Source organism: Achromobacter sp. 1L-A-4-B-C2 (assembly GCF_057291955.1).
Map to the genome: position 1 here is coordinate 146,040 of NZ_JBXAWP010000004.1, position 23,830 is coordinate 169,869.

Annotated in this window: 25 protein-coding genes; 12 read left to right on the top strand and 13 right to left on the bottom strand. The window is 66.9% G+C overall.

Features of this window, described 5'->3' with window-relative positions; genetic code table 11:
- The first annotated feature begins 13 nt into the window (after positions 1–13).
- From AC0Z35_RS19340 to AC0Z35_RS19370, 7 genes are all read left to right on the top strand, one after another.
- Complete coding sequence (locus AC0Z35_RS19340) at positions 14–1,792, top strand: ABC transporter permease (RefSeq protein WP_485132530.1); 1,779 nt, start codon at positions 14–16, stop codon at positions 1,790–1,792.
- Positions 1,785–2,873 carry an ABC transporter ATP-binding protein gene (locus AC0Z35_RS19345; RefSeq protein WP_046806539.1) on the top strand — a complete coding sequence of 363 codons (1,089 nt, stop codon included), beginning with the start codon at positions 1,785–1,787 and terminating at the stop codon, positions 2,871–2,873. Before AC0Z35_RS19340 ends, AC0Z35_RS19345 begins: the two co-directional genes overlap by 8 nt.
- 120 nt (positions 2,874–2,993) lie before the next feature.
- Positions 2,994–3,890, top strand: a complete 897-nt coding sequence (locus tag AC0Z35_RS19350; protein ID WP_485132531.1) for a TonB family protein — start codon at positions 2,994–2,996, stop codon at positions 3,888–3,890.
- On the top strand, positions 3,887–4,750 hold the full coding sequence (gene aroE, locus AC0Z35_RS19355) for a shikimate dehydrogenase (protein WP_314364706.1): 864 nt from the start codon (positions 3,887–3,889) through the stop codon (positions 4,748–4,750). The genes AC0Z35_RS19350 and aroE overlap by 4 nt, the downstream gene beginning before the upstream one ends.
- 5 nt (positions 4,751–4,755) lie before the next feature.
- Positions 4,756–5,481 carry a monofunctional biosynthetic peptidoglycan transglycosylase gene (mtgA, locus tag AC0Z35_RS19360; protein ID WP_485132532.1) on the top strand — a complete coding sequence of 242 codons (726 nt, stop codon included), beginning with the start codon at positions 4,756–4,758 and terminating at the stop codon, positions 5,479–5,481.
- A gap of 131 nt (positions 5,482–5,612) precedes the next feature.
- Positions 5,613–6,791, top strand: a complete 1,179-nt coding sequence (gene lptG, locus AC0Z35_RS19365; RefSeq protein ID WP_104145191.1) for an LPS export ABC transporter permease LptG — start codon at positions 5,613–5,615, stop codon at positions 6,789–6,791.
- Positions 6,788–7,621: a symmetrical bis(5'-nucleosyl)-tetraphosphatase gene (locus AC0Z35_RS19370; RefSeq protein WP_046806544.1), complete on the top strand. Its 834-nt coding sequence runs from the start codon at positions 6,788–6,790 to the stop codon at positions 7,619–7,621. Before lptG ends, AC0Z35_RS19370 begins: the two co-directional genes overlap by 4 nt.
- Before the next feature lie 13 nt (positions 7,622–7,634).
- On the opposite strand, the gene AC0Z35_RS19375 is transcribed toward AC0Z35_RS19370, so the two are convergent.
- From AC0Z35_RS19375 to AC0Z35_RS19400, 6 genes are read right to left on the bottom strand one after another with little or no spacing between them, the layout of a single operon-like run.
- Positions 7,635–8,360: an amino acid ABC transporter ATP-binding protein gene (locus AC0Z35_RS19375; RefSeq protein WP_046806545.1), complete on the bottom strand. Its 726-nt coding sequence runs from the start codon at positions 8,358–8,360 to the stop codon at positions 7,635–7,637.
- Positions 8,357–9,073 (bottom strand): amino acid ABC transporter permease, encoded by a 717-nt coding sequence (locus tag AC0Z35_RS19380; protein ID WP_046806546.1) that lies wholly within the window; start codon positions 9,071–9,073, stop codon positions 8,357–8,359. Before AC0Z35_RS19380 ends, AC0Z35_RS19375 begins: the two co-directional genes overlap by 4 nt.
- Before the next feature lies 1 nt (position 9,074).
- Positions 9,075–9,776 (bottom strand): amino acid ABC transporter permease, encoded by a 702-nt coding sequence (locus tag AC0Z35_RS19385; RefSeq protein WP_046806547.1) that lies wholly within the window; start codon positions 9,774–9,776, stop codon positions 9,075–9,077.
- 28 nt (positions 9,777–9,804) lie between these two features.
- On the bottom strand, positions 9,805–10,632 hold the full coding sequence (locus AC0Z35_RS19390) for an ABC transporter substrate-binding protein (protein ID WP_104145193.1): 828 nt from the start codon (positions 10,630–10,632) through the stop codon (positions 9,805–9,807).
- Between the two features lie 30 nt (positions 10,633–10,662).
- Positions 10,663–11,880: an aminotransferase class I/II-fold pyridoxal phosphate-dependent enzyme gene (locus AC0Z35_RS19395; protein ID WP_485132533.1), complete on the bottom strand. Its 1,218-nt coding sequence runs from the start codon at positions 11,878–11,880 to the stop codon at positions 10,663–10,665.
- A complete protein-coding gene (locus AC0Z35_RS19400) occupies positions 11,877–12,551 on the bottom strand; it encodes an RraA family protein (RefSeq protein ID WP_485132534.1) in 675 nt (224 codons plus the stop codon). Before AC0Z35_RS19400 ends, AC0Z35_RS19395 begins: the two co-directional genes overlap by 4 nt.
- A gap of 216 nt (positions 12,552–12,767) precedes the next feature.
- Between AC0Z35_RS19400 and AC0Z35_RS19405 the strand changes: the two genes are divergently transcribed.
- A complete protein-coding gene (locus AC0Z35_RS19405) occupies positions 12,768–13,658 on the top strand; it encodes a LysR family transcriptional regulator (RefSeq protein WP_046806551.1) in 891 nt (296 codons plus the stop codon).
- 27 nt (positions 13,659–13,685) lie between these two features.
- On the opposite strand, the gene AC0Z35_RS19410 is transcribed toward AC0Z35_RS19405, so the two are convergent.
- The 6 genes from AC0Z35_RS19410 to AC0Z35_RS19435 form a co-directional block, all read right to left on the bottom strand.
- A complete protein-coding gene (locus AC0Z35_RS19410; protein WP_319308689.1) occupies positions 13,686–14,426 on the bottom strand; it encodes a lysophospholipid acyltransferase family protein in 741 nt (246 codons plus the stop codon).
- Positions 14,423–15,769, bottom strand: coding sequence for a dihydroorotase (locus AC0Z35_RS19415; RefSeq protein WP_485132535.1), 1,347 nt, complete (start codon positions 15,767–15,769; stop codon positions 14,423–14,425). Before AC0Z35_RS19415 ends, AC0Z35_RS19410 begins: the two co-directional genes overlap by 4 nt.
- Positions 15,766–16,767: an aspartate carbamoyltransferase gene (locus AC0Z35_RS19420; RefSeq protein ID WP_485132536.1), complete on the bottom strand. Its 1,002-nt coding sequence runs from the start codon at positions 16,765–16,767 to the stop codon at positions 15,766–15,768. Before AC0Z35_RS19420 ends, AC0Z35_RS19415 begins: the two co-directional genes overlap by 4 nt.
- Before the next feature lie 22 nt (positions 16,768–16,789).
- The gene (ruvX, locus tag AC0Z35_RS19425) at positions 16,790–17,191 is read right to left on the bottom strand and encodes a Holliday junction resolvase RuvX (RefSeq protein ID WP_485132537.1); all 402 of its coding nucleotides are present in this window, start codon (positions 17,189–17,191) and stop codon (positions 16,790–16,792) included.
- Positions 17,184–17,771 (bottom strand): YqgE/AlgH family protein, encoded by a 588-nt coding sequence (locus AC0Z35_RS19430; RefSeq protein ID WP_046806555.1) that lies wholly within the window; start codon positions 17,769–17,771, stop codon positions 17,184–17,186. The genes ruvX and AC0Z35_RS19430 overlap by 8 nt, the downstream gene beginning before the upstream one ends.
- A gap of 148 nt (positions 17,772–17,919) precedes the next feature.
- On the bottom strand, positions 17,920–18,084 hold the full coding sequence (locus AC0Z35_RS19435; protein WP_003814980.1) for a rubredoxin: 165 nt from the start codon (positions 18,082–18,084) through the stop codon (positions 17,920–17,922).
- A gap of 162 nt (positions 18,085–18,246) precedes the next feature.
- Between AC0Z35_RS19435 and AC0Z35_RS19440 the strand changes: the two genes are divergently transcribed.
- Genes AC0Z35_RS19440 through hemL form a run of 3 tightly spaced genes read left to right on the top strand, consistent with a single transcriptional unit; the run spans position 18,247 to position 21,001 of the window.
- Complete coding sequence (locus tag AC0Z35_RS19440) at positions 18,247–19,056, top strand: hydroxymethylpyrimidine/phosphomethylpyrimidine kinase (RefSeq protein ID WP_104145197.1); 810 nt, start codon at positions 18,247–18,249, stop codon at positions 19,054–19,056.
- Positions 19,053–19,718: a thiamine phosphate synthase gene (gene thiE, locus AC0Z35_RS19445; protein WP_485132538.1), complete on the top strand. Its 666-nt coding sequence runs from the start codon at positions 19,053–19,055 to the stop codon at positions 19,716–19,718. Before AC0Z35_RS19440 ends, thiE begins: the two co-directional genes overlap by 4 nt.
- A gap of 5 nt (positions 19,719–19,723) precedes the next feature.
- Positions 19,724–21,001, top strand: coding sequence for a glutamate-1-semialdehyde 2,1-aminomutase (gene hemL / locus AC0Z35_RS19450; protein ID WP_046806558.1), 1,278 nt, complete (start codon positions 19,724–19,726; stop codon positions 20,999–21,001).
- 50 nt (positions 21,002–21,051) lie between these two features.
- Here the strand turns inward: hemL and AC0Z35_RS19455 are convergent, their stop codons facing one another.
- Positions 21,052–21,801: a lytic transglycosylase domain-containing protein gene (locus AC0Z35_RS19455; RefSeq protein ID WP_485132539.1), complete on the bottom strand. Its 750-nt coding sequence runs from the start codon at positions 21,799–21,801 to the stop codon at positions 21,052–21,054.
- A gap of 235 nt (positions 21,802–22,036) precedes the next feature.
- Here AC0Z35_RS19455 and AC0Z35_RS19460 point away from each other — a divergent pair, with 235 nt between their 5' ends.
- Complete coding sequence (locus AC0Z35_RS19460; RefSeq protein ID WP_485132540.1) at positions 22,037–23,815, top strand: DUF342 domain-containing protein; 1,779 nt, start codon at positions 22,037–22,039, stop codon at positions 23,813–23,815.
- The last annotated feature ends 15 nt before the right edge of the window (positions 23,816–23,830 follow it).

Here is a 23,830-nt window from a genome sequence, read left to right on the forward strand (position 1 = left end):
ACAGGATTTCCCCATGCAGTCATTGCGCAGAAAATGGCAGTCCCTGCCGCGCGGCGTGGTGGTGTTGATTACGGCCCTGGCCATCTATGTGCCGTTGTCGTTCATCATCGTCCAGAGCTTTCTATCCGCGCCCTTCTTTGCCCCGTCCAAGGTTTTCAGCCTGGACGCGTTCCGCTTCATCTTCGCGGACCCGGATTTCTACAAGGCGCTGAAAAGCGGCTTCATCCTGGCCTTCGGGCTGGCCATCATCGCCATTCCGCTGGGCGGCATGCTGGCCTTCCTGATGATCCGCACCGACCTGCCCGGCCGCCGCTGGATCGAACCGCTGATCCTGGTGCCGGTGTTCGTGTCACCCATGGTGCTGGGCTTTGGCTACGTCGTGGCCGCCGGCCCGGTGGGCTTTTTCTCGATCTGGGCGCAGAACATCCTGGGCTTCGTGCCCTGGAACGTCTATTCGCTGACCAGCATCGTCATCATCGCCGGCCTGACGCACGTGCCGCACGCGTACCTGTACATCTCGTCGGCGCTGCGCAGCATGGGCTCCGACGTGGAAGAAGCGGCTCGCGTGGCCGGCGCGTCGCCGCTGCGCGTGATGGTGTCGGTCAGCCTGCCGATGGTGCGCCCGGCCATGCTGTACGCCACCGTGCTGCTGTTCTTCCTGGGTCTGGAAGTGTTCGGCCTGGTGCTGGTGCTGGGTGACCCCGAAGGCAACCTGGTGCTGGCCACGTACCTGTACAAGCTGACCAACAAGCTGGGCATTCCGTCGTATCACCTGATGGCCGCCGTGGCCGTGATCCTGATCTGCATGACGATTCCGCTGGTGATGCTGCAACGCCGTTTGATGCGCACTGCGAATCGCTTCGTCACCGTCAAGGGCAAAGCCTCGCGCGCTCGTCCGCTGCCGTTGGGCAAGTGGCGCTGGGCGGCGGGCGCGGTCGTGGCGTTCTGGCTGGTGGTCACCATCATCGTGCCGCTGCTGGGCGTGCTGCTGCGCGCGTTCGTGTCCAACTGGGGCATGGGCGTGTCGCTGTTCGACGTGCTGTCGCTGGACGCCTTCCGTACGGTCTTCGCACAGCCCAACCTGATCCGCGCCATTGTGAACTCGGTCGCCATCGGGGTGTTCGGCGGCGCGCTGGCGGTGATGTGCTACATGTTCGTGGGCCTGGCCATGCACCGCAAGCCCGACAACGTGACGCGCTTCATGGACTACAGCGTGTTGGTGCCGCGCGCCGTGCCCGGCCTGCTGGCCGGCCTGGCCTTCCTGTGGGTGTTCCTGTTTGTGCCGATGTGGCTGGACAACGCCCTGGACGTGGACCAAAACGGCTGGCTGTCGGCGCTGCCGTTCGCCGAATGGCTGCGCGAGAACTTCATCGAATGGCTGCGCGCCATGCGCAGCACCATCTTCAGCGTGTGGCTGGCCTACACGGTGGTCTGGATGGCTTACGGGCTGCGCTTGATTTCGTCGACCCTGCTGCAAGTGGGCCCCGAACTGGAAGAGGCCGCCCGCAGCGCCGGCGCGCGCCGCGGCCAGGTCACACGCCACGTCACGGTGCCGCTGGCCAAGTACGGCCTGATCGGTTCATGGCTGCTGATGTTCCTGATCTTCGAGCGCGAATACTCCACCGGCGTCTACCTGCTGTCGCCCGGCACGGAAACCATCGGTTCCATGCTGGTGTCGCTGTGGGCCTCGGGCGCCATCGACATCGTGGCCGCGCTTTCCTTCATCAATATCGTTCTGGTCGTGATCGGCCTGGGCATCGCCCTGCGATTCGGAGTCAAACTTCATGATTGAGCTTTCTGTAGAAGACCTGCACCTGGACTACGGCGACAACCCCGTGCTGAAGGGCGTGTCGATGCAATTGCGCCAAGGCGAAGTGGTGTCGCTGCTGGGCCCCTCGGGTAGCGGCAAGACCACGCTGCTGCGCGCCGTGGCCGGGCTGGAAGGCCCCAAGCGCGGCCGCATCACCATTGGCGATCGCATCGTCTATGACGGCGGCGCGCGCAAGGAGATTCCGGCCGAAGAGCGCAACCTGGGCCTGGTGTTCCAGTCTTACGCGCTGTGGCCGCACAAGACCGTGTTTGAAAACGTGGCCTACCCGCTGAAGTTGCGCAAGGTGCCGTCGGCCGAAGTGCGCGAACGCGTGCAGGCCGTGCTGGACCAGCTGGGCCTGGGCAAGCTGGGCCAGCGCCATCCGCATGCGCTGTCGGGTGGCCAGCAACAGCGCGTGGCCATCGGCCGGGCGCTGGTGTACAGCCCGCCCGTCATCCTGCTGGACGAGCCGCTGTCCAACCTGGACGCCAAGCTGCGCGAAGAAGCCCGCGCCTTCCTGCGTGAACTGATCATCCGCCTGGGGCTGTCGGCCCTGATGGTGACGCATGACCAGAGCGAAGCCATGGCCATTTCCGACCGCATCCTGCTGCTGAACAACGGCAAGATCGAACAGCAGGGTACGCCGCAGGAAATGTACGGCTCGCCGTCCACGCTGTTCACGGCGGAGTTCATGGGCAGCAACAACCGGCTGGAAGGCAAGGTCACCGAAGTGCGCGATGGCCGTGCCCGCATCGAGGGCCGTGGCTGGGCGCTGTGGGGCAAGGCGGGCGAAGGCGTGTCGGCCGGCCAGGACGGCACCGCCGTGATCCGGGTTGAACAAGTGCGCCTGGCGGACGACCCCGACGGCAACCACATCGACATGCCGCTGTTGACCAGCATGTACCTGGGCGACCGCTGGGAATACCTGTTCCGCACGCCCGACGCGGACCCGGCCAATACCCTGGCGCTGCGCGCCTATGGTCCCGAAGGCCGCGAACCCGGCCCCAGCCGCCTGGCCCTTCCGGCCAGCAAGGTCTGGGTATTCCCGCGCAAGCAGGCCTGATCGGGCCGGGCGGCGCCGGACGCCGGCCGCCCGCCCGCCTTCCCGGCATGCCGTCCAATAGCTGTTACAAGCGGTTGGCCGGCCTGTCCGGGCGGCGCGGACTCGCCTTACAATGCGTCCGTGCAACGCCCTGATTCCTCCTCCCCGCTAGGCCGTTATCTGCGGTGGCTGGGCGCTCCCGCCCAGCACTACCTGCGCATCGGCATTGCAATATCGCTGTTGGTGCACGCCGGCGCCCTGGCGTGGCGCTTCGGCGTGCCCGCGCTTACCCGGCCGCCCGTAACCAGCCTGGAAGTGGTGCTGCTGAACGCCCGCAGCGAAACCCCGCCCGAGGCGCCGCGCGCCCAGGCGCAAAACCAGATGACCGGTGGCGGCAATGCCGAACAAGGCATGACCACCACGCCACTACCCCAGACCGGCGCAGCCGCCGAGACCATCGTGCTGGAAGCCATGCGCCGCCGCCAGGTGCAGCTGGAAGCCGAACAAACCCGCCTGATGACCCAATTGCGCTCGGCGCAACAGGCCGGCGCCGAACGCCAGGCCGTCAACCCCTGGCCCGACGGCGCCGACCTGGGCAAGGACGCCGAGGACCAGGCCAGCGTGATCCAGAATGCCCAGGTTGCCGCGCTGGCCGCGCGCGTCCAACAATACAGCAACGAACCCCGCAAGCAGTTCGTCGCGCCGTCTGCCGAAGCCTCGCGCTACGCCGCCTACCTGGACGCGTGGCGTGCCCGCATTGAAACGGTCGGCACCCAGCACTACCCGGACGAGGCGCGCGGACGCATCTACGGGTCGTTGCGCATTACCGTATCGGTGCGCGCCGACGGCAGCATCGCCAACGTGGAAATCGACCAGCCGTCCCCGCATGCCGTGCTGAATCAAGCCGCGCGCCGCATCGTCCAGCTGGCCGCGCCCTTCCCGCCCTTCCCCCCCGATATCGCGCGCGATACCGACGTGCTGGTCATCACCCGTACGTGGCATTTCGTCAACGACACCCTGGAAACCCAAGCCCCATGACCGAGGCGCCCCCTCTTGCCCGCTACGCCGTCATCGGCAACCCCGTCGCGCACAGCCGCTCGCCCCAGATCCACGCCATGTTTTCCCAGCAGACCGGCAAGCCGCTGCGCTACGAGCGCCTGCTGGCGCCGGTCGACGGCTTTGGCGACGCGGTGGCCGCATTCGTGGCCGAGGGCGGGTTGGGGCTGAACGTCACGGTGCCTTTCAAGCTGGATGCCTACGCGCTGGCGGCGGGCCACCTGTCCGCCCGCGCGCGCCTGGCCGGCGCCGTCAACACCTTGTCCTGGCGCGATGGCGCCTGGCACGGCTGCAATACCGATGGCGTGGGCCTGGTGTCGGACCTGCAACGCCTGGGCCTGCGGCTGGCCGATGCCGCCGTGCTGATGGTGGGCGCGGGCGGCGCGGCGCGCGGCGTGCTGCAACCGCTGGCGCAAGCCGGCTGCGCGCGCATCCACATCGTGAACCGCACCGCGTCCAAGGCGCTGGAACTGGCCGATGCCTGGCGCGCCACCGGCGTGTCGCCCCAAACCCAGGTCACGGCGGGCGGCTTGACCGACGCCGCGCGGCCCGGCGGCTGGAACCTGGTCATCAACGCCACGGCCAGCGGCTTGCAGGATGCCGCGCCGGACCTGCCGCCCGGTTTGTACGCGCCGGGCGCCGCCGCCTACGACATGATGTACGGCGCCAAGCCCACCGCCTTCATGAAGCAGGCCGATGCCGACGGGGCCAGCTTGACGGCCGACGGCCTGGGCATGCTGGTGGGCCAGGCCGCCGAGAGCTTTCTGATCTGGCATGGCGTGCGCCCCGACCCGGCGCCGGTGCTGGCCGCGCTGCGCGAGGCCCTGGCGGCCGGACACTAAGCGGCATGGCGACTCGCAAGCAGGGCCGATCCTGGTTCCGGATCATCACCGGCGTGCTGATGGCGTTGGTGTGCGCGGTGCTGTTGTACCAATTCTGGCTGTTCTCGCAGGTGGTCTGGTACAACTACCGCGATCCCGGCAGCAGCGCGATCATGCGCGAAGAACGCTCGCGCCTGCGCGAAGGCAACCCCGCCTTCCAGCTGAAATACGAATGGGTCCCCTACGACAAGATCAGCCGCAACCTCAAGCGCGCGGTGGTGGCGTCCGAGGATTCCAGGTTCACCGAACACGACGGCATCGAATGGGACGCCATCCGCAAGGCCTGGGAATACAACCAGCGCCAGGAAGAAGCCGGCCGCAGCAAGATGCGCGGCGGCTCCACCATTACGCAGCAGCTGGCCAAGAATATGTTCCTGTCCAGTTCGCGCAGTTACATCCGCAAAGGACAGGAACTGGTCCTGGCCTACATGATCGAACACGTCATGAGCAAGGAACGCATTCTTGAGCTGTATCTGAACGTGGCCGAGTGGGGCGTGGGCGTCTTTGGCGCACAAGCCGCCGCGCAGCACTATTTCAATACGTCGGCCGCCAACCTCAGCGCCAGCCAGTCCGCGCGGCTGGCCGCCATGCTGCCCAACCCGCGCTTCTACGACACCCGCCGCAATTCCAATTACCTGAACTCCCGCGTGGGGGTACTGACCCGCCGGATGCAGATGGTGGACATCCCCTGATCCGCCTTGACGTCCCTGTGACGCATTCTTGCGTCTCCTGACCTCCCGAACCCGCCGCCCGCTACGCGCACTTCGCACCCTGGGCGGTGGGATTTGTTAAGCTTTCACGTTTAGCGCTTCCCCACATTTTCATGCGTACCGCCCGTCGCTACCTGGCCCGCGAAATCTATCGCTCTTGTGCAGTGGTCCTTATGGCCCTGCTCGGCCTTTTCACATTCTTCGCGCTGGTAGACGACCTGGACAACGTGGGCGACAAGTTCTCCATGATGGCCCTGCTCTACATGCAGGCGCTGGCCATACCCACCCGTCTGTACGATCTTCTGCCCATCGGCCTGTTGATCGGCGCGATCCTGGCGCTGGCCGGCCTGGCCCAGCGCAACGAACTGGTCATCCTGCGCGTCTCGGGCGTCAGCGGCATGCGGCTGTTGCGCATGCTGTGGGTGGTGACCATCCCGCTGATGATCGGCGCCGCCCTGTTGTCCGAATACGTCACGCCCTGGGCCGAAATCAAAAGCGGCGAAGCCAACCTGATGTTTCGCGGCAAGGCCGGCGGCGACCGCCTGAAAAGCGGCTACTGGTTCAAGGAACCCACCGCCAACGGCGGCATGCGCATCATCAACATCGCCGAACTCAAGGGCGACGGCCAGGTGGCCGGCATCACCCTTTACGAATTCAAGAAAGACCAGACGCTGACCGTGCTGTCCACGGCGCCCACCGGCCTGTTCGCGCATGGCGACCTGGTGCTGAAAGACGTGTCGGAAACCCGCCTGGACGACGACGCGGCCGAAGCACTGGCCAACGCGCGCCAACCCAAGAACCCGCCCGCCTCGGTCGCCAAGGTGCCCGAGCGCACGGTGGACACCACGCTTAGCGCCGAACGCCTGCTGGCCCGCGTGCTGACGCCCGAACGCATGTCCATCGTCACGCTGCTGGACTACGTGCAGTACTTGCGCGACAACCAGCTGCAATATGGTCGACAGGTGGTGGCCCTGTGGCGCAAACTGGCGTATCCGTTCACGCTGCTGGTGATGATCACCATTGCCGCGCCTATCGGCCTGATGCAAACCCGCCGTGGCGGCGTGGGCGCCAAAGTGTTCATCGGCATCCTGCTGGGCGTGGGGTTCTTCATGCTGAACCAGCTGGCGCTTAACGTCGGCATGCTGGGCAAATGGCCGTCATGGCTGACAGCGCTGGGTCCGAACATCGGTGCCATGGCCCTGGCCTTGGGCGCGATGAGCTACATGGAATACCGCCACACGATCACGCGCGTGGTCCAACAACGCTGGCCCTGGAGCAAGAGTCCCGCATGAACGGCAGTATCTGGATGATCGGCGACGTGCAGGGGTGCTGCTCGCCGCTGGACCGCTTGCTGGCCCATCCCGACCTGGTCGGAGACCCCCGTTCGCGCTTCTGGTTCGCGGGCGACCTGGTCAACCGGGGGCCGCAATCGCTGGAAACCCTGCGCCGCATCATCGATCTGGGCGACCGCGCCACCTCGGTGCTGGGCAACCATGACCTGCACCTGCTGGCCGCCGCGGCCGGCGTGCGCAAGCCGTCCAAGTCCGACACGCTGGACCCGATCCTGCGCGCGCCCGACGCCGCCGAACTCATCAACTGGTTGCGCTTTCGCCCGCTGGCCCATTTTGAACAAGGCCATCTGCTGGTGCACGCCGGTACGCTGGCCAAGTGGGACGTGGCCAAGACCCTGTCACTGGCCGGCGAAGTGCAGGACGCGCTGCGCGGCCCGAACTGGCACAAGGCGCTGCAAAAGATGTACGGCAACGAGCCGGCCACGTGGAAAGAAGACCACAAGGGCGGCAAGCGGATGCGGGTCATCATCAACGCGCTGACGCGTATCCGCCTGTGCACGCCCAACGGCCACATGGAATTTGCCACCAAGGTGGCCCCCGGCGCGTGGCCACCCAACCTGGTGCCCTGGTTTGACGTGCCCAATCGCGCCACGCGCGACATCACAACCGTGTTCGGCCACTGGTCCACGCTGGGCCTGCTACAGCGCCCCGACGTGATCTGCCTGGACACGGGCTGCGTCTGGGGCGGCGCGCTGACGGCCTTGCGCCTGCAAGACCGCAAGCTGGTCCAGGTCAAGTGCTCGCAATTCCAGAACCCGCTGTCGGACTGACGCCGCCACGCGCTCAGTGACGGATTTCGGCCAGGAACTTCTGCGCCCGCACCGTTGCGGGCCGGCTGAAGAACGCGTCGGGCGTGCCCGTTTCCACGATGCGCCCGGCGTCCATGAACCACACGCGGTCCGCCACTTCACGCGCGAAACCCATTTCGTGCGTCACGCACACCATCGTCATCCCGTCCTTGGCCAGGCCCTTCATCACCTGTAGCACCTCGCCCACCATCTCGGGGTCCAGCGCGCTGGTCGGCTCGTCAAACAGCATCACGGGCGGGTTCATCGCCAACGCACGCGCAATCGCCACGCGTTGCTGCTGACCGCCCGACAACTGGGCGGGATACGCCTCTGCCTTGTGCGACAGGCCCACGCGTTCCAGCAATTGCAGCGCCCGCTCGCGCGCTTCGGGACGCCGCGCGCGTTTCAATTGCAGCGGCGCCAGCATCAGGTTTTCCAGCACGGACAGATGCGGGAACAGGTTGAACTGCTGGAACACGAAGCCGATGTGGCTGCGCAGCTGGTCCAGGTGCACCTTCGGCCCGTAGATGTCCTGCCCGTTCACTTCAATGAGGCCCTTCTGGATGGGTTCCAGCCGGTTGATGGTGCGGATCAAGGTGGATTTACCCGACCCCGACGGCCCGCACACGACGACGACTTCGCCCTGCCTGACCTCTTCGGTCACGTCGGCCAGCGCCTGGTAATCGCCATACCACTTCTGCACTTGTGAAAATCGGATCATGTCGGCACCACTTTAGGGGCGGCCCCCAGCCCGGCGCGCCGTCTGCCGATACGTCGTTCGGTCAGGTGCACCAAGGAACTCAGGCCAAAATTCAAAACAAAATAGGTCATCGCCAGCAAGCCGAACACTTCAAACGGCTTGGTCAGCAACACGCTGTTGATCTGGTTGGCGGCGTAGGTCAGCTCCTGCACGCTGATGACGTAGGCCAGCGACGTTTCCTTCACCGTCGAGACGAACTGGCTCAGCATGCTGGGCAGCATGTTGTAGAGCGCCTGCGGCAGGATCACGCGCCGCATCGTCTGCATATACGACAGGCCCAGCGCCCGGCTGGCCTCTTGCTGTCCGGGCGGCAACGCCTGGATGCCGGCGCGGATGATCTCGGCCAGGTACGCGCTTTCGTAGCACACCAGCGCAACCACCATCGTGGTCGTGCCCGCCACGGGCCGGCCGATGATGAGCGGCACAAAAAAGTATGCCCAGAAAATAAACATCAGCAGCGGCAGCCCGCGCACCAGATACACCACGGCCGACGACGGCCAGTAGAAGATCCGGTAGGGGCTGATCCGGCCCAGCGCCAGCAGCACGCCGCAAGGCAGCGCCAACGCCAGGCTGATCGCCGCCAGGCCCAGCGTGGCGACCAGGCCACCGACCGGGCCGTGCGGATACTGCCCGATCAGCAGCAGCAGCCAGTTGTCTTTCAGGATGTCCCACATATCAGCGCGCCCCCAGCGGACGATACCGTCGTTGCAAGATCGCGCCGCCACCCATGATGAGGAACGACAGCACCAGATAAATCACCGTCACCACCGCATAGGCCTCGAACGTGCGGAACGTGTAGTTCTCGATTTCGCGCCCGGCCGCCGTCAGCTCCGTCACCCCGATCGCCATCGCCAGGCTGGTGTTCTTCAACAACAGCAGCGTCTGGTTCAGCAGCGGCGGAATGGCGATGCGAAACGCCTGCGGCAGCACCACGCAGCGCATGGTGCGCAGAAAGCCCAGGCCCAGCGCCCGCGCGGCCTCGACCTGCCCCGGCGCAATGCCGCGCACGGCGCTGCGCAGGTCTTCGCAGATGTAGGCCGACATCACCAGCGCGATGGCGATGCACGACATGATGAATTCACTGCCGTGGCTGTTGAGCCAGTCGCTGGCCCCTTGCGGCAGCAGCGCCGGCACGCCGAAGTACCAGAACAGGATGTGCACCAGCATGGGCACGTTGCGATGAAACGCCACATAAGTGGCGATCACCGCGTTGGCCACGGGCGAGCCCGTCAGGCGGATCACCGCCAGCAGGCTGCCCACGCCGAACGCCAGCACCCAGGACAGCCCCGCCAGCGCCAGGGTGGTGACGAATCCCCTCCACAGCCACGTTGGATACTCGCCCTGGAAAATGGCGTTGAAGTCGAAAACGTAATGCATCGAGACAGGCTCCGGCGCGCGTCGCGCATCAACCCTTGATGGCTTCGATGCGGAAGTCGCGCTTCATGTTGAACTGCGTGCCGGCGCCGAACCACTTGTCGAACACCTTACCGGCCTGGCCAGATGCCTCCATGCCGTCCAGCACCTTGTTGACCTGATTCAGCATTGCCGTGTCGCCCTTGCGCACGCCCATGCCCCAGGGCTCGACGAACAGCGCCGGCTCCAGAATCTTGACGGGCACGGCGCTGGTGGCGGCCTGATGCTGAAGCTTGACCAGCATCAGCTCAGACCCGACAAAGCCGCTGACCTTGCCTTGCTGCAAGGCCAGGAACGCGCCGCTGGGGTCCTTGAACGTCACGGGGTCCACGTTGGGGATGTTCTTGCGAGCGCCTTGCTCGGACGACGAGCCGCGCACCGCGCTGACGCGCTTGCCGGCCAGGTCGGCGGGCGCCTTCAGGTCTTTCTCGGAATCGCGGGCCAGGATCTTTTGCAGGCTGACGAAATGCTGGTGCGAATAATCGATCTGCTGCGCGCGTTCGGGGCTCCAGCCCAGGTTGGCCGCCACCACGTCGACGCGACCCGCGATCAGTTCGGGGATGCGGGCCTCAACGGCGATCAGCTTGAGCTCCAGCGGCACGCCCAGGCTGTCGGCCACCGCCTGGCACATATCGACTTCATAGCCGACCACGGCACGGGTCTTGGGGTCCTGAAAGCTGAAGGGCTCGGCGGTGCCCATGGTGCCGCAAATGAATTTGCCGCGCGCCTTGATGTCCTGCAACGTGTCCGCGTGCGCGGTGGGCGCCAGCGTGGCGGCAACGCCCACGGCGGCAAGAAGGCTGGCGATGGTGGTCTTCATGATTATTCCCCTTAAGTATCGGTATGTAGGTCAATCCAGCGCCGCGCAAGCCTGGGCGATGCGGCGGCATCCTTCTTCGATGTTTTCCATCGATGTGGCAAAGCTCAGGCGCAGGTACGGCGACAAGCCATAGGCCGCGCCGTCCAGCACGGCGACACCCGCGTCATCCAGCAGGTACATCACCACGTCCAAATCGGTTTGCAGTACGCGGCCGCCGGGCGTGCGCTTGCCCAGCAAGCCTTCCACCGACGGATAGACGTAGAACGCGCCCTGCGGTTGCGGGCAGCGAATACCGGGCACGGCGTTCAGCAAAGACACGATGCGGTCACGCCGCGCATGGAAGATGGCGGCGGCGTCGGTGACGCAGCGCTGGTCTGCGGTCAAGGCCACGCGGGCGGCCGCCTGGCTGATGGCGCTGACGCAGCTGGTGCTTTGCGAGATCAGCGTGGCCATGGCGCGGATCAGCGGCTTGGGACCGCCCGCGTAACCCAGGCGCCAACCCGTCATCGCATAGGCCTTGGACACGCCGTTGATGGTCAGCGTGCGGCCCGCCAGCGCCGACACCACGGCCGCCGGCGAGGCATGGCGCGCATCGCCATACGCCAGGTGTTCGTAGATTTCGTCGGTCAGCAACCACACGTGGGGATGGCGCGCCAGCACCGCGCCCAGCGCTTGCAGCTCCGCTTCGCTGTACATCGCGCCGGTGGGGTTGCTGGGGGTGTTCAGCAGCAGCCACTTCGTACGCGGCGTGATGGCTTGTTCCAGCGCTTGCGGCGTCAGCTTGAAGCCGTCGGCTTCGGGGCAGGCGAGCACCACCGGCTTGCCGTCGTTGACCAGCACCATGTCCGGGTACGACACCCAGTACGGCGCGGGGATGATGACTTCGTCGCCGGCCTGTACGGAGGCGGCCAGCGCCGTGAAGATGAGCTGCTTGGCGCCCACGCCCACGATCAGTTCGTCCAGGCCGTAGTCCAGGCCGTTCTCGCGCTGGAACTTGGCGCGCACCGCTTCCAGCAGCGGCTTGGCGCCGACCGATGCGGTGTAGCGGATGTCGCCGCTGTTCAGCGCGTCGATGCCAGCCTGCACGATGTGCGCGGGCGTGGGCAGGTCCGGCTCACCGACCGTGAAGTCGACGATGTCGCGGCCCTGCGCGCGCAGTTGATCCACGCGCGTCTTGGCGGCCATGCTGGGCGATGGCTTGATGGCCAGGGCGCGGTCAGCCAGGAAGGCGGTGTCGGCGGCGTTCATGCCAGCCCCTTGGCGGCAAACGCGGCCTGCATCCAGCTTTGCGTCTTATCGCCCTTGGCGATCTCGGCCATGATGCGTTCTTCCTTGGCGGCGTGCGCGTGCGCGGCCTCGATCAGGCTTTGCGCGTCGGACGCGGGAAAGCTGACCAGGCCGTCTTCGTCGCCCACCAGGATGTCGCCGGGTTGGATGACCTGGCCGCCGACCGACACGGGCACGTTGACTTCGCCCGGGCCGTCTTTGTACGGGCCACGATGGATGTGGCCGCGCGCATAGCAGGGAAAGCTGTCGGCCTCGAACGCGGCCACGTCGCGGATCGCGCCGTCGACCACCACGCCGGCGCAGCCGTGCAGCTGCAAATAGCGCTTCATGATTTCGCCCAGCACGGCGTTGGACAAGTCGCCGCCCGCATCCACCACCAGGACGTGGCCGGGCTGGATCTGCATCATGGCCTTGTAGATCATCAGGTTGTCGCCCGGGCGGGTCTTGACGGTCAAGGCAGTGCCAACAAGCTTGCCGCTGCGGTTGTAGCGGTGCAGGCCCGAGATGCCTTCGCGGCGCGCCAGGTTGTCGCTAAGGTGCGGCGTGACGATGCCGGCCAGGGCTTGGAGTACGGCGGCGGGAGCAACGGGGGAAGCCGGCAATTGGCGTGCGCCGGTAAGAATCTGAGCCATGACGATCTGCAACGTCCTCTATCGAAAGCCGCCGGGGGCAAGGGGGGTAAGGCTTCGGGATGCCGGCGGTCGGGGTGGGTTCAGATCGCATGTTGCGAGCTTTTCGTTTTCAGAAAAAGGGATTAAATTTCCACGATCTATATCGCTTTTAAGAATATACGGGTTACCCCTAGGCGGAAATTTCGGAATGAACATCACCCTTGCTCAGGGCTCGACATGCTGACCTTCAAGCAGATCGAGGCGCTGTACTGGACCGTGCGGCTGGGCACGTTTTCGGCATCGGCGCAAAAGCTGCACACCACGCAATCGGCCATCACCAAGCGCATCCAGGAACTGGAGGCGGACTTCGACGTGGCGCTGTTCGACCGATCGGGCCACCGCGCGGAATTGACGGCGCGCGGGCACGAGGTCTATGCGCTGGCCGAAGAAATGCTGGGGCATCGCGACCGCTTGCTGGTGCGTTTGAAGGGCCAGCACACGCTGACCGGAACGTTTCGCTTCGGCATCACCGAGATCACGGCGATGACGTGGCTGCCCGCGCTGATCCGCCTGCTGCGCGCGCACTATCCGCGCATCACGCTTGAGCCGCACATCGACCTGGGCGCCGACCTGCTCAAGCGCTTGCAGGCCGGGCAGCTGGACATGGCGTTCCTGCATGGGGAATTCGCGGAACCCAACTTGCAGGTGGTGGCGCTACAGCGGCTGGAATTCGCGTGGATGGGCAGCCCCGACCTGATCGACGCCAGCCGCGTCTACACGCCCGCCGACATCGCGCGCCTGCCGCTGCTGCGGCAAAGCCGCGAATCGGGCTTGAACATGATTTACGACGGGTGGTTGCGGCCGCACACGCCCGACAGCAATATCTTCACGATCAACAGCCTGATCGCAATGGCGGGGCTGACCGCCGCCGGCTTTGGCGTCAGCTGCCTGCCGCGCGATTACTTTGCGGACATGGTCAGCAAGAAGCAGCTGGTGATTGCGCGCACCAGCACCGCGCCGCCGCAATCGGTCTACAGCGCGATGTTCCGCCGTGACGCGGACGTGGCGTTTTGTGAAAGCGTGGCCGAGCTGGCCGAGAGTTGCTGCGAGTTTTCCGGCGGCATCTGAAGCCCGCCGGTGGGTCGGGCGCGGGCGTTACAACGCGCCCAGGATTGCGTCGCGAGCCTGATGCGACAGCTCCAGCCGCGTGGGCAGGCTGCCATCCGGATGCCGCGCCGCCAGCGGCGGCAGGAACACCACTTCAACGGCCAGCCCCGTCGCGCCCAACACGCGCCAAAGATTGGCCACCAGGCTTTCTTCGCCAACAAAGGCGGCAAAGCCGTCGCGCTTGCCGTGGCGCAAGAAGCGCAGCGCCACCGGCTGGATCTCAACGGCCGCCGAACGCGCCGGTTCGAACAGGCTGGCATGAAATGGAAGCAGGTCGAAGCCTTCGGTCGTGGTGCCTTCGGGAAACAGCCCCACCGCATCGCCCAGCTTGAACCGGGCCTGCATGGCCTCGCCCATCGCGTGCACCGCGTGCCGTTGGCCGCGTTCGATGAACAAGGTGCCGGCGCCCGCCACCAGCCAGCCGATCACCGGCCATTTGCGGATCTCGCTTTTGGCGACGAACGAGGTGGGGCGCGCGGAATTCAGGACGAAGATATCGATCCACGACACATGGTTGGCCACCAGCAGCACGGGCCCGGTCATGCGGGGTTCGCCTTTGAAAGCGACCTTCAGGCCACAGACGGCCATCAACGCGCGAGACCATGAACGGTTCAGCCAGGCGCGCGTCGCGGGGCGGATGAAGGGGTAGACAAGGCCCACGCACACCAGGCCATAGACAATCAGCGGCAGCACCAGGGCCAACCGCAAGACAAAGCGCAGCAGCTTCAAACTGAAGTCTCCCAGGCCAGTTGGCCACCGACCACGGTGGCGCGTACCCGACCGGGCAGCATCATACCCGCGAACGGCGTGTGCGGGCTGCGGCTTTGCAGCGCCGACGGCGTCACCAGCCATTCGGCGTCCAGGTCCACCACGCAAGCATCGGCGGGCGCACCCACGCCCAGTTGCCCGGCCTGCGCCGCGCTGCTTGTTGAGCCGACCGCCGGGGCAAATGCCGAGCCGACCGTCCGGCGATTCTCCAGGCTGTTCAATACGGCGCCGGGGCCGCAGGTGACGCGCGCCAGCGCGTCGGCCAGCGGCACACGATGGTCGCGCGCCCATTTCAAGGTCAAGGACAGCAACAGCTCCAACGCCGTTGCCCCTGGCGTGGACGACGCGAACGGCGCCGCCTTGCCCAGCGTGTCCACGGGCGTGTGGTCCGAACACAGCGCCGCGACCAGGCCGTCGGCCAACGCCGCCTGGATGGCGTCGCGGTCACGCTGGCCGCGCAGCGGCGGTTGCAGGTGGTAGTGCGTGTCGAAGAATCCGATGTCCACGTCGGTCAGGTGCAGGTTGTGGACCGACACGTCCGCCGTCACCGCCAGCCCCTCGCGCTTGGCCGCGCGCAGCAACGCCAAGCCCGCCGCCGTGGACAACCGCGTCAGGTGCACGCGCGCGCCCGTTGCCCGCTGCAATTCGAAAATCGTATTCAGCGCAATCGTTTCCGCTTGCGGCGGCAGGCCTTCCAGCCCCAGCCGTTCGGCATAGGCGCCCCCGGCAACCACGGCGCGCGGCGCCAACCACGGGTCTTGCGGGCGCAGCCACAGCGTGTGGCCCAGCCCGCTGGCATAACGCATCGCGCCCCACAGCACACGGGTATCCGCGATGCCATGTTCGCCCTGTGCGAACGCCACGCAACCGGTTTGGGCCAGCAAGCCCATCTCCGTCAGCGTCTGGCCCGCCAGCCCAACCGTCATCGCGCCCAGCGGGTAGATGCGCGGGTGGCCGGCTTCCTGTTGGCGCATCAGCGCGTCGACCTTGCCCGGTTCGTCCGGCGCGGCGTCGGCATCCGGCGGCATCACCAGGCGCGTCACGCCGCCTGCCAATGCCGCGCGCAATTCGGCGGGCGCGAAGGCCAGACCGGTCGCGTGGCCAGGCTGCGCGACGCGGGCCGACAAGTCAACCAGGCCGGGCAACACGGCCAAGCCCTGCGCATCGAATACGCGGTCGGCCTGGAAGCCGTCGGGCGCGGTGCCCACCGCGACGACATGGCCGTCGGCAAGGTAAAGATCGTGCCGCCCGTCCACCGCATTGGCGGGATCGATCAGGCGGCCGTTGGCGATATGCAGCCTCATGGCGCGTCTCCGGCCAGCAGGCTCAACGCGGCCAGGCGCAGATGCTGTTCCAGGTCCGCCAACTGCGCCTGCACGGGCGGCAGGCTGGCGGCCACGTCGCCGTCCACTTCCACGCCCGGCGTCAATGCGCCCACGGGCAACAGCAGCGCATCGGGTTTGGCGGCGGCAAGCGCGGCGGGCGTCAGGCCGTAGCCATGTGCGTATTCGCGCGCGGACGGCAGCAGCGCGCCGCTGATCTGCTCAACCTTCAACGGCAAGACGATGATGACGTCGGCGTCCAGCAAGCCTTCGTACAGGCTGCCGCATTCGCGCACGCCCAGCTGCGGCAAGCCTTCCGGCAGCAAGGTGCGCGGCGCGACCACGCGCACTTCGGGCACGCCCAGCGTGGTCATGGCGTGGATGACGGAACGCGCCACGCCGCAATGGCGCACGTCGCCCACCAGCGTCACGGCCAGGTTGGTCAGGTCCTGCCTTGCGTTCAGCATCGCCTGCACCAGCGCCAGGGCAGGCAAGGGGTCGGCATGCGATCCATCGCCGGCATTAAGAATGCGCAGTCCCGGCGCGGCATGCGCGGCGGCGCAATGCGCCGCGCCACTGGCCGCGTGGCGCAATACCAGCACGCCCGGCTGCAAACCGGCCACGGTCTGCGCCAGGGGATCGCCGGCGTGCGGGTCCACGGCTTGCGCGTCCAGGACCACGGGCAGCAGGGACAGGCGCGTCGCGCAGGCGGCATACGCCTCGCGGTCGTCAGCCAGGGACAGGAACACGGGACATGGCGCGGCGATGGCGTCGGACGTGGGGGAGAAGGGCGTCGGGGAGAACGATGTGGCGGAGAACGACGTGGGGGAGACGGGCACGGAGAGCGTCGGCGCCGTCTCAGCCGACCGGGCATAGCCGCGCGCGTCGTCAAGCAAGCGCTGGACGTGGCGCTTGGGCAGCCCTTCCGTTGTCAGCAGATGGATGAGTTCGCCGCGGCGATCAAGTTGCGGATTGAGCATAGAAGAAGCCGGGCCGCACGTATCACGGCGCTGGCAGGGTATCCAGATATCGTTGCAGGATAACAGCCGCTGCCATCGCGTCGTCGGCGGCGTGCGTGCCCAGCAGCCGCTGCGCTTCCATGCTGGAACCGCGTTCGTCGACCAGTTCAACGGCGATGCCGAAGCGGCCGTGCAGTTGATGGGCGAAGCGGCGGCAGCGCGCGGTGGCGGGTTGTTCGCCGCCATCGGCGTCAAGCGCCAGCCCTACCACCACACGGTGCGGCTGCCATTCCTGCAACAGCGCCGCGATGCGGCCAAAGCGCGCATCGCGGATTTCACTGAAGATGATTTCCAGCGGGCGCGCCTGGCGCGTCAGCGTGTTGCCGATGGCGATGCCGATCTTTTTTTCGCCGAAGTCAAAACCAAGCAGTGTTTCTTCAGGCATGGCCCGCATCGCCCGCCAGCATGACCGGATCGATGCCCAGCAGCTTGAGCGCGGCCGGGTAGCGGTCTTCGGCGGGTACGTCGAAGATGATGTGATCGTCGGCGCCGACATTGAGCCACGCGTTCTGGCCCATCTCGCTTTCCAGCTGCCCCGCGCCCCAGCCGGCATAACCCAGCGTGACCAGCATGCGTTCGGGGCCGTTGCCGTCGGCCACGGCTTGCAGCACGTCGCGCGAGGTGGTCAGCGCCATGGCGCCCATCTTGATGCTGGAGCTGTAGTCGCCGGCGGGCGCGTGCAGCACGAAGCCGCGGTCGGTCTGGACCGGGCCGCCGAAATAAACCAGCGTGTCTTTGACGGGGCCGATTTCAAGCGTCAGTTCGATGCGCTCGAACAAGGTGCCCAGCGTCAGGTCGGTAGGCCGGTTGATGACCAGCCCCAGCGCGCCGCGCTCGGTGTGTTCGCACACGTAGATGACCGAGCCGGCCAGGCTGCCCTCGACCATGCCGGGCATGGCGATCAGGAACTGGTTGGCAAAGTTGGCCGCCTGCGTGGTGGCGGATTCGTGGTGTTTTTCCGTCATGGCAACCCCTTTGGGTAGTCTGAAAGAACCGTCGACGTGGCACACGGCGGCGTGGCCATCTTGCCTGTCGGCAGACCGTCGTCGGTTGCGGTGGATGGGGCGATGCCCCATCTTACGAGCCCTGGCGGAATGGGTCAGCGGGTCGGGTTCAGATTTCCATCAATTCGAAATCCTCTTTGCGGGCGCCGCATTCGGGACAGACCCAGTTCGGCGGCACGTCTTCCCAGCGGGTGCCGGGCGCGATACCTTCGTCGGGGAGGCCGGCCTCTTCGTCATAGACCCAGCCGCAAATCAGACACATCCAAGTACGCATAGTTCTCTCTTACATCAATTCCCGACCCGGTTCCCCGTGGCGGGGCAAAGGTGGGGGGCTTCCATTAGAATGGGGACAATCTTACCGAAACCCAATAGGGGTTCCCCTGATTCACCTCAAAATGAGTCCGGGTACTCCGCTCAAAGCTCAAGCGCTGTCCACGTGGCCCCCGTTACCCCCCCTCTCGTTTTGGTCTTCGGCCCGTTTGATCCCTCGGGATCGGACGGCCTGCCCGCGGACGCCGTTACCTGCGCCCGCCTGGGCTGTCATGGCCTGGCGGCCGTGACCGCACTGACTGTGCAGGACACTGCCGGCATCGAAGAAATCCATCCCGTTTCGCCCGACCTGCTGGACGACCAGGCACGCTGCCTGCTGGAAGATATGTCCGTGCAGGCCATCAAGGTGGGCGGACTATACACCGCGGAAACGGCAAGCGTGGCCGCGCAGGTGGCCGCTGACTACAGCCAGGTGCCGCTGGTGTTGCACCTGGGCCAGCGCGCCCCGCTGCCCGCCGACGCCGCCGATGAAGACGACGCCGACGACCTCCTGGCCGCGACGCTGGAGCTGGTGCTGCCGCAGACGAATCTGCTTGTCATCGAACACCTGCGGCTGGCCCAGTGGCACGCCGACGGCGACATCGATATCGGGGACGCCCCCTCACCCATGCACGCCCTGGTGGCGGCCGGCGCGCAGTGGGTGTTGGTGCTGGGCAGCCCGCAGCGGCCCGGCCACTTCGCCAACGTGCTGCTCGGCCCCAGCGGCCAGACCCACACCTGGCCCTGGCAGACCCCGCCCGACCGCAACGGCGACGCCGGCGGCCTGGCCGCCACAGCCATCACCGCCATGCTGGCGCGCGGGCTGGACATGCCGGAAGCCGTGCGCCAGGGCCTGGCGCATGCCGATGCCTCGGTGGCCGCCAGCTTCCTGCCGGGCATGGGCCGGCGCATTCCCAACCGGATCCAACCGCAATGAAACCCCTGCGCTTTCCTTCCGGCCTGTACGGCGTGACGCCCGAATGGGACGACACCGACCGCCTGCTGCAAGCCGTGCGCAAGGCCGCTGAGGGCGGCATGCGCTCCCTGCAATTGCGCCGCAAGAACGTGCCCGACGCCGTGCGTGCGGCGCAAGCGCGCGCCCTGGCGCCGCTGTGCCGCGAGCTTGGCGTGGTGTTCCTGATCAACGACGACTGGCGCCTGGCGCTTGACGTGGGCGCCGACGGCGCGCACGTCGGCCGCGACGACGAAAGCCTGGCGCACATCCGCGCCGAAGCCGGCCCCGACCTGATTCTGGGCGGCTCCAGCTACGACGACCTGACCCGCGCCCGCGAACTGCTGGACGCCGGCGCCGACTACATCGCCTTTGGCGCCATGTTCGCGTCCACCGTCAAGCCGGACACCGTGCGCGCGCCGCTGTCGGTGCTGACCGAAGCGCGCCGCCTCGTCGACGAGCGCGACGCGCCCCGGCCCGCCGTGGTCGCCATCGGCGGCATCACGCCCGCCAACGCGCCGCTGGTGGCCCAGGCCGGCGCCGACGCCATCGCCGTCATCACCGCCCTTTTCGAAGCGCCCAGCATCCGTGCCGCCGCGGTGGCCTGCTCCGTGCCCTATTCCGCCAACCCTCTTCGCAAGCCTTGAACGCCATGTCCCGTAACGAACAGCTTTTCGATCGCGCCTGCCGCAGCATCCCCGGCGGCGTCAACTCGCCCGTGCGCGCCTTCCGCTCCGTGGGCGGCACGCCGCGCTTCATCAAGCGCGCGCAAGGGCCGTACGTGTGGGACGCGGACGACAAGCAGTACATCGATTACGTGGGTTCTTGGGGCCCCGCCATCCTGGGCCATTCGCACCCCGAAGTGGTGCGCGCGGTGCAGGAAGCGGCCGTCAACGGCTTGTCGTTCGGCGCCCCCACCGAAGCCGAAATCGATCTGGCCGAAGTGCTGATCTCGCGCCTGCCCTCGCTGGAACAGGTGCGCCTGGTCAGCTCGGGCACCGAAGCCACCATGACGGCCATCCGGCTGGCGCGCGGCGCCACCGGCCGCGCCAAGATCGTGAAGTTCGAAGGCTGCTATCACGGGCACTCCGACAGCCTGTTGGTCAAGGCCGGTTCGGGCCTGCTGACCTTCGGCAACCCCAGCTCGGCCGGGGTGCCGCCGGAATTCGTGTCGCACACGCTGACCCTGGAATACAACAACCTGGATGCCGTGCGCGAAGCCTTCGCCCAGCACGGCGCCGACATCGCCTGCATCATCGTCGAGCCGGTTGCCGGCAACATGAACCTGATCAAGCCCGCGCCCGGCTTCCTGGAAGGGCTGCGCGAAGTTTGCACCCAGCACGGCGCGCTGCTGATCTTTGACGAAGTAATGACGGGTTTCCGCGTGGGTCCGCAAGGCGTGCAGGGGCTGACCGGCGTCAAGCCGGACATCACCACGCTGGCCAAGGTGATCGGCGGCGGCATGCCGGTGGGCGCCTTCGGCGGCAGCGCCGACGTGATGAAGCACATCGCCCCGCTGGGCGGCGTCTACCAGGCGGGCACGCTGTCGGGCAACCCGGTGGCCGTGGCCGCCGGCCTGGCCACGCTACGTTTGATTGCCGCGCCCGGCTTCTATGACAAGCTGGCCGCGCAAACCGCAAAGCTGGCCCAGGGCCTGCAAGAACGCGCTCGCGCCGCCGGCCTGGCGTTTTCGGCCGACTCGGTGGGCGGCATGTTCGGCATTTACTTCAGCAACACGATCCCGACGTCGTTCGCCGAAGTCTCGCAATGCGATACCGCCGCGTTCAACCGCTTCTTTCACGCCATGCTGGACCACGGCGTGCACTTCGCGCCGTCGGCATTCGAAGCGGGCTTTGTGTCGGCCACGCACGACGACGCGGTGATCCAGTCCACGCTGGATATCGCTGAAAAGGTCTTCGCCGCCATCTAGGCATCCAGGCGGCACGGGCGCCGGGCGGCAAGCCTGGCGCCGGTTTTTGTTCAGGGCGTTTTGTAGTGCTCGTACAGGGCCGTCACGTCCCGCACATACGCCTGCGTTTCGGCATACGGCGGCACCGCATCGTATTTGCGCACCGCCCCTTCCCCCGCGTTGTACGCCGCCAGCGCCAGATCCAGCCGGCCGGGATACTGGTCGATCAGCCGACGCAGATGGCGCGAGCCCGCCCGCACATTCGTTGCCGGGTCCACCAGGGCGCGCTCGATATCGTCCACCGCCAGCACCGACGCCGCCGTCGCGGGCATCAGCTGCATCAAGCCCAGCGCGCCCTTGGGCGAACGCGCATCGCTACGAAAACCCGATTCAATCGCAATGACCGCCGTCAGCAAGGCGCGGTCCACGCCCGAGTCCTGGGCGGCCCGTTCGATCAGGCCATCGTGCGCGGTAGGCATGGCCTCGCCCCAGCGCAGCGCGCGTGATGTCGGCGCCAGCGCGGCCAGGCGGGCGCCGTCGCCGGCTTGCGGCGCGCAGTCCAGACAGACCTTCATGCCGTTGCCCCGCCACGCCGTCCGCGTCTGCGCCCGCTTGTAATGCTTGGCATAGCCGGTCGGCACCTTCATGGCGCGCCAGACGCCGTAGGGGTCCTTGTAGCGGTAGATCTCGGCAGCCTGCGCGGGGCGCGAGGGCGCCAGCGCCAGAGCGCCCAACGCAATCGCCATCAGCACCGCCATGCCGCCCGCACGTGCCACAAAGGCGTTGAAGGCCTGCGGAATGGGTCGGTGTCGAGGGTCCATGGTTGGGGCTCCGGCGGCGTCCAAAGACGCGTTGGCGAGCCCCTATGCTGCGGCGGTCGACCCGGTTTGTCGCTAGGCCCTACGCCCTAGTCCCTTGCCCGAGGATGCGCCCGCTGGGAACCTGGGGGACATACCTAGGACATACGGCGGACGCGAAGCTCAATATGTCGTAATATTTCGATTATTTTCCAAATGAATGAACCTGGCCGATCGTGCCAGGCACGGAGAGGCAAAGATGGACGCAGAAAACACGCTCCAGCTGGTGCTGGAAGCCAGCACCAACGTCCTGACGGCAATCTACACGCCGCCCCCACGCCAGGACCCCTCTGCCCAAGACCCCGCACAATCCTCTGCCGACGCCGGCCCAGACGCCGCGTCCGACTCGCGCTCCGCCTCCGCCGACGGCGACGCCGATGCGCAGCAGGCCGACGCCGACCTGGCCGTCGAAGCCGAACCCGCCCCGCCCTTCAATACCGACATCCCCAGCTGGGACACGCTGACCGCCGCCGCCGTCGCCAACGGCTGGGGCGCCGAAGCGCTGGACAACCACGCCGTGCTGGCCTTTATCGACCGCTGCCGCACCGCCACCGAACCGGTCCAATTCCCGGTGGGCATGGTGGTGGACGGCGCGTTCGAGCTGGAACTGGACCCCAACCGCATGACCGCGCTGCTGACGCTGCACCCGCCCAAGGGCGGCAAGCCGGTCACGCTGGACACGCTGCGCCAGGCCGTGGCCGACCGCGGCATCGTGCACGGCGTGCTCGACCAGCCGCTGGCCGAGGCCGTTGAAAAGGGCACGCGTGAAACCGTGGTCATCGCCCGGGGCACGCCGCCCACGCGCGGCACCCCCACCCGCTTCGAAAGCCTGCTGGACCGCCTGAAACCGCGCGCGCAGGAAATCGATGAGTTGGCGCAGGTGGACTACCGCGACCTGGGCAGCTTGCTGCTGGTATCGCCCGGCACGCCCTTGATGCGCCGCATACCGCCGCTGCCCGGCGTGGACGGCGTCACCGTGCTGGGCGAACCGGCCTTGCCGGATGAACTGCCCGACACCCCGTTTTCCCGCGACCTGTCGGGCGTCGAGGTGGACCCCGAAGATCCCCTGCTGCTGCGCGCCACCATTGCGGGCACGCCCACCTTGATCAGCCACGGCGTGCAGGTGAACCCGATGGTCGAGGTGGACGCCGTCAACCTGTCCACCGGCAACATCACCTTTGAAGGCTCGCTGCAAGTGCGCGGCGACATCGCCGCCACGATGGAAGTACGCGTGACGGGCGACGTCGTGGTCAACGGCACCATCGAAGCGGCCCTGGTGGAAGCCGGTGGCAGCGTCACGGTCAAGGGCGGCATCATCGGCATGGCGGAAGCCTTGCAGGACCCGACCGCCACCGCGCGCACCGCGCACATCGTCTGTGGCGGCATGCTGCGCGCCAAGTTCATCGAAAACGCGATCATCAGCGCCGGGCAGGACGTCGAAGTGGAACGCGAGATCCGCCAGAGCAGCATCGCGGCGGGCGGCAGCGTCCACGTCGGGCCGCCCAACACGCAGCAAAGCGCCATCACCGGCGGCCAGATCCGCGCGCTGAACGCCGTGCGCGCCGGCACCATCGGTTCACCGTCGGGCATCCCCACCCTGGTCCAAGCCGGGCTGGACCCGCACGCCGACATCAAGCGTTCCGCGTTGACGCGCAAGCGCCTGAAGATGAACGAGGAAAAGGCCAAGCTGGAACAGCTGCTGATGTTCTTGCAGGCCAATCCGCAACGCGCCCCGGGCGACGTGGTCGAGCGCGCGCGCAACACCCACGTCAAGCTCAGCGGCGACTTGATCGCCCTGGACGAGGAAGAGGGGCAACTGGTGCGCGACCTGCAACCGCTGCACACCGCCACCGTCACCGCTACCCGCCGCTTTTGCAGCGGCGCGAAGATTCAGCTGGGCAACAAGGTGCAGGAATTCCTGGAAGACCAGGTGGGCGGCAAGGCCGGTCTGGAAGAAGGCGAGATCGTTATCCGCTAGCTCGGCTCGAGCCGG

Bases quoted from the DNA above. Each gene is read 5' to 3' on its own strand.
- AC0Z35_RS19340 (WP_485132530.1), top strand. From the start codon at position 14: ATGCAGTCATTGCGCAGAAAATGGCAGTCCCTGCCGCGCGGCGTGGTG.
- AC0Z35_RS19345 (WP_046806539.1), top strand. From the start codon at position 1,785: ATGATTGAGCTTTCTGTAGAAGACCTGCACCTGGACTACGGCGACAAC.
- aroE (WP_314364706.1), top strand. From the start codon at position 3,887: ATGACCGAGGCGCCCCCTCTTGCCCGCTACGCCGTCATCGGCAACCCC.
- mtgA (WP_485132532.1), top strand. From the start codon at position 4,756: ATGGCGACTCGCAAGCAGGGCCGATCCTGGTTCCGGATCATCACCGGC.
- lptG (WP_104145191.1), top strand. From the start codon at position 5,613: ATGCGTACCGCCCGTCGCTACCTGGCCCGCGAAATCTATCGCTCTTGT.
- AC0Z35_RS19370 (WP_046806544.1), top strand. From the start codon at position 6,788: ATGAACGGCAGTATCTGGATGATCGGCGACGTGCAGGGGTGCTGCTCG.
- AC0Z35_RS19375 (WP_046806545.1), bottom strand. From the start codon at position 8,360: ATGATCCGATTTTCACAAGTGCAGAAGTGGTATGGCGATTACCAGGCG.
- AC0Z35_RS19380 (WP_046806546.1), bottom strand. From the start codon at position 9,073: ATGTGGGACATCCTGAAAGACAACTGGCTGCTGCTGCTGATCGGGCAG.
- AC0Z35_RS19385 (WP_046806547.1), bottom strand. From the start codon at position 9,776: ATGCATTACGTTTTCGACTTCAACGCCATTTTCCAGGGCGAGTATCCA.
- AC0Z35_RS19390 (WP_104145193.1), bottom strand. From the start codon at position 10,632: ATGAAGACCACCATCGCCAGCCTTCTTGCCGCCGTGGGCGTTGCCGCC.
- AC0Z35_RS19395 (WP_485132533.1), bottom strand. From the start codon at position 11,880: ATGAACGCCGCCGACACCGCCTTCCTGGCTGACCGCGCCCTGGCCATC.
- AC0Z35_RS19400 (WP_485132534.1), bottom strand. From the start codon at position 12,551: ATGGCTCAGATTCTTACCGGCGCACGCCAATTGCCGGCTTCCCCCGTT.
- AC0Z35_RS19405 (WP_046806551.1), top strand. From the start codon at position 12,768: ATGCTGACCTTCAAGCAGATCGAGGCGCTGTACTGGACCGTGCGGCTG.
- AC0Z35_RS19415 (WP_485132535.1), bottom strand. From the start codon at position 15,769: ATGAGGCTGCATATCGCCAACGGCCGCCTGATCGATCCCGCCAATGCG.
- AC0Z35_RS19420 (WP_485132536.1), bottom strand. From the start codon at position 16,767: ATGCTCAATCCGCAACTTGATCGCCGCGGCGAACTCATCCATCTGCTG.
- ruvX (WP_485132537.1), bottom strand. From the start codon at position 17,191: ATGCCTGAAGAAACACTGCTTGGTTTTGACTTCGGCGAAAAAAAGATC.
- AC0Z35_RS19430 (WP_046806555.1), bottom strand. From the start codon at position 17,771: ATGACGGAAAAACACCACGAATCCGCCACCACGCAGGCGGCCAACTTT.
- AC0Z35_RS19435 (WP_003814980.1), bottom strand. From the start codon at position 18,084: ATGCGTACTTGGATGTGTCTGATTTGCGGCTGGGTCTATGACGAAGAG.
- thiE (WP_485132538.1), top strand. From the start codon at position 19,053: ATGAAACCCCTGCGCTTTCCTTCCGGCCTGTACGGCGTGACGCCCGAA.
- hemL (WP_046806558.1), top strand. From the start codon at position 19,724: ATGTCCCGTAACGAACAGCTTTTCGATCGCGCCTGCCGCAGCATCCCC.
- AC0Z35_RS19455 (WP_485132539.1), bottom strand. From the start codon at position 21,801: ATGGACCCTCGACACCGACCCATTCCGCAGGCCTTCAACGCCTTTGTG.
- AC0Z35_RS19460 (WP_485132540.1), top strand. From the start codon at position 22,037: ATGGACGCAGAAAACACGCTCCAGCTGGTGCTGGAAGCCAGCACCAAC.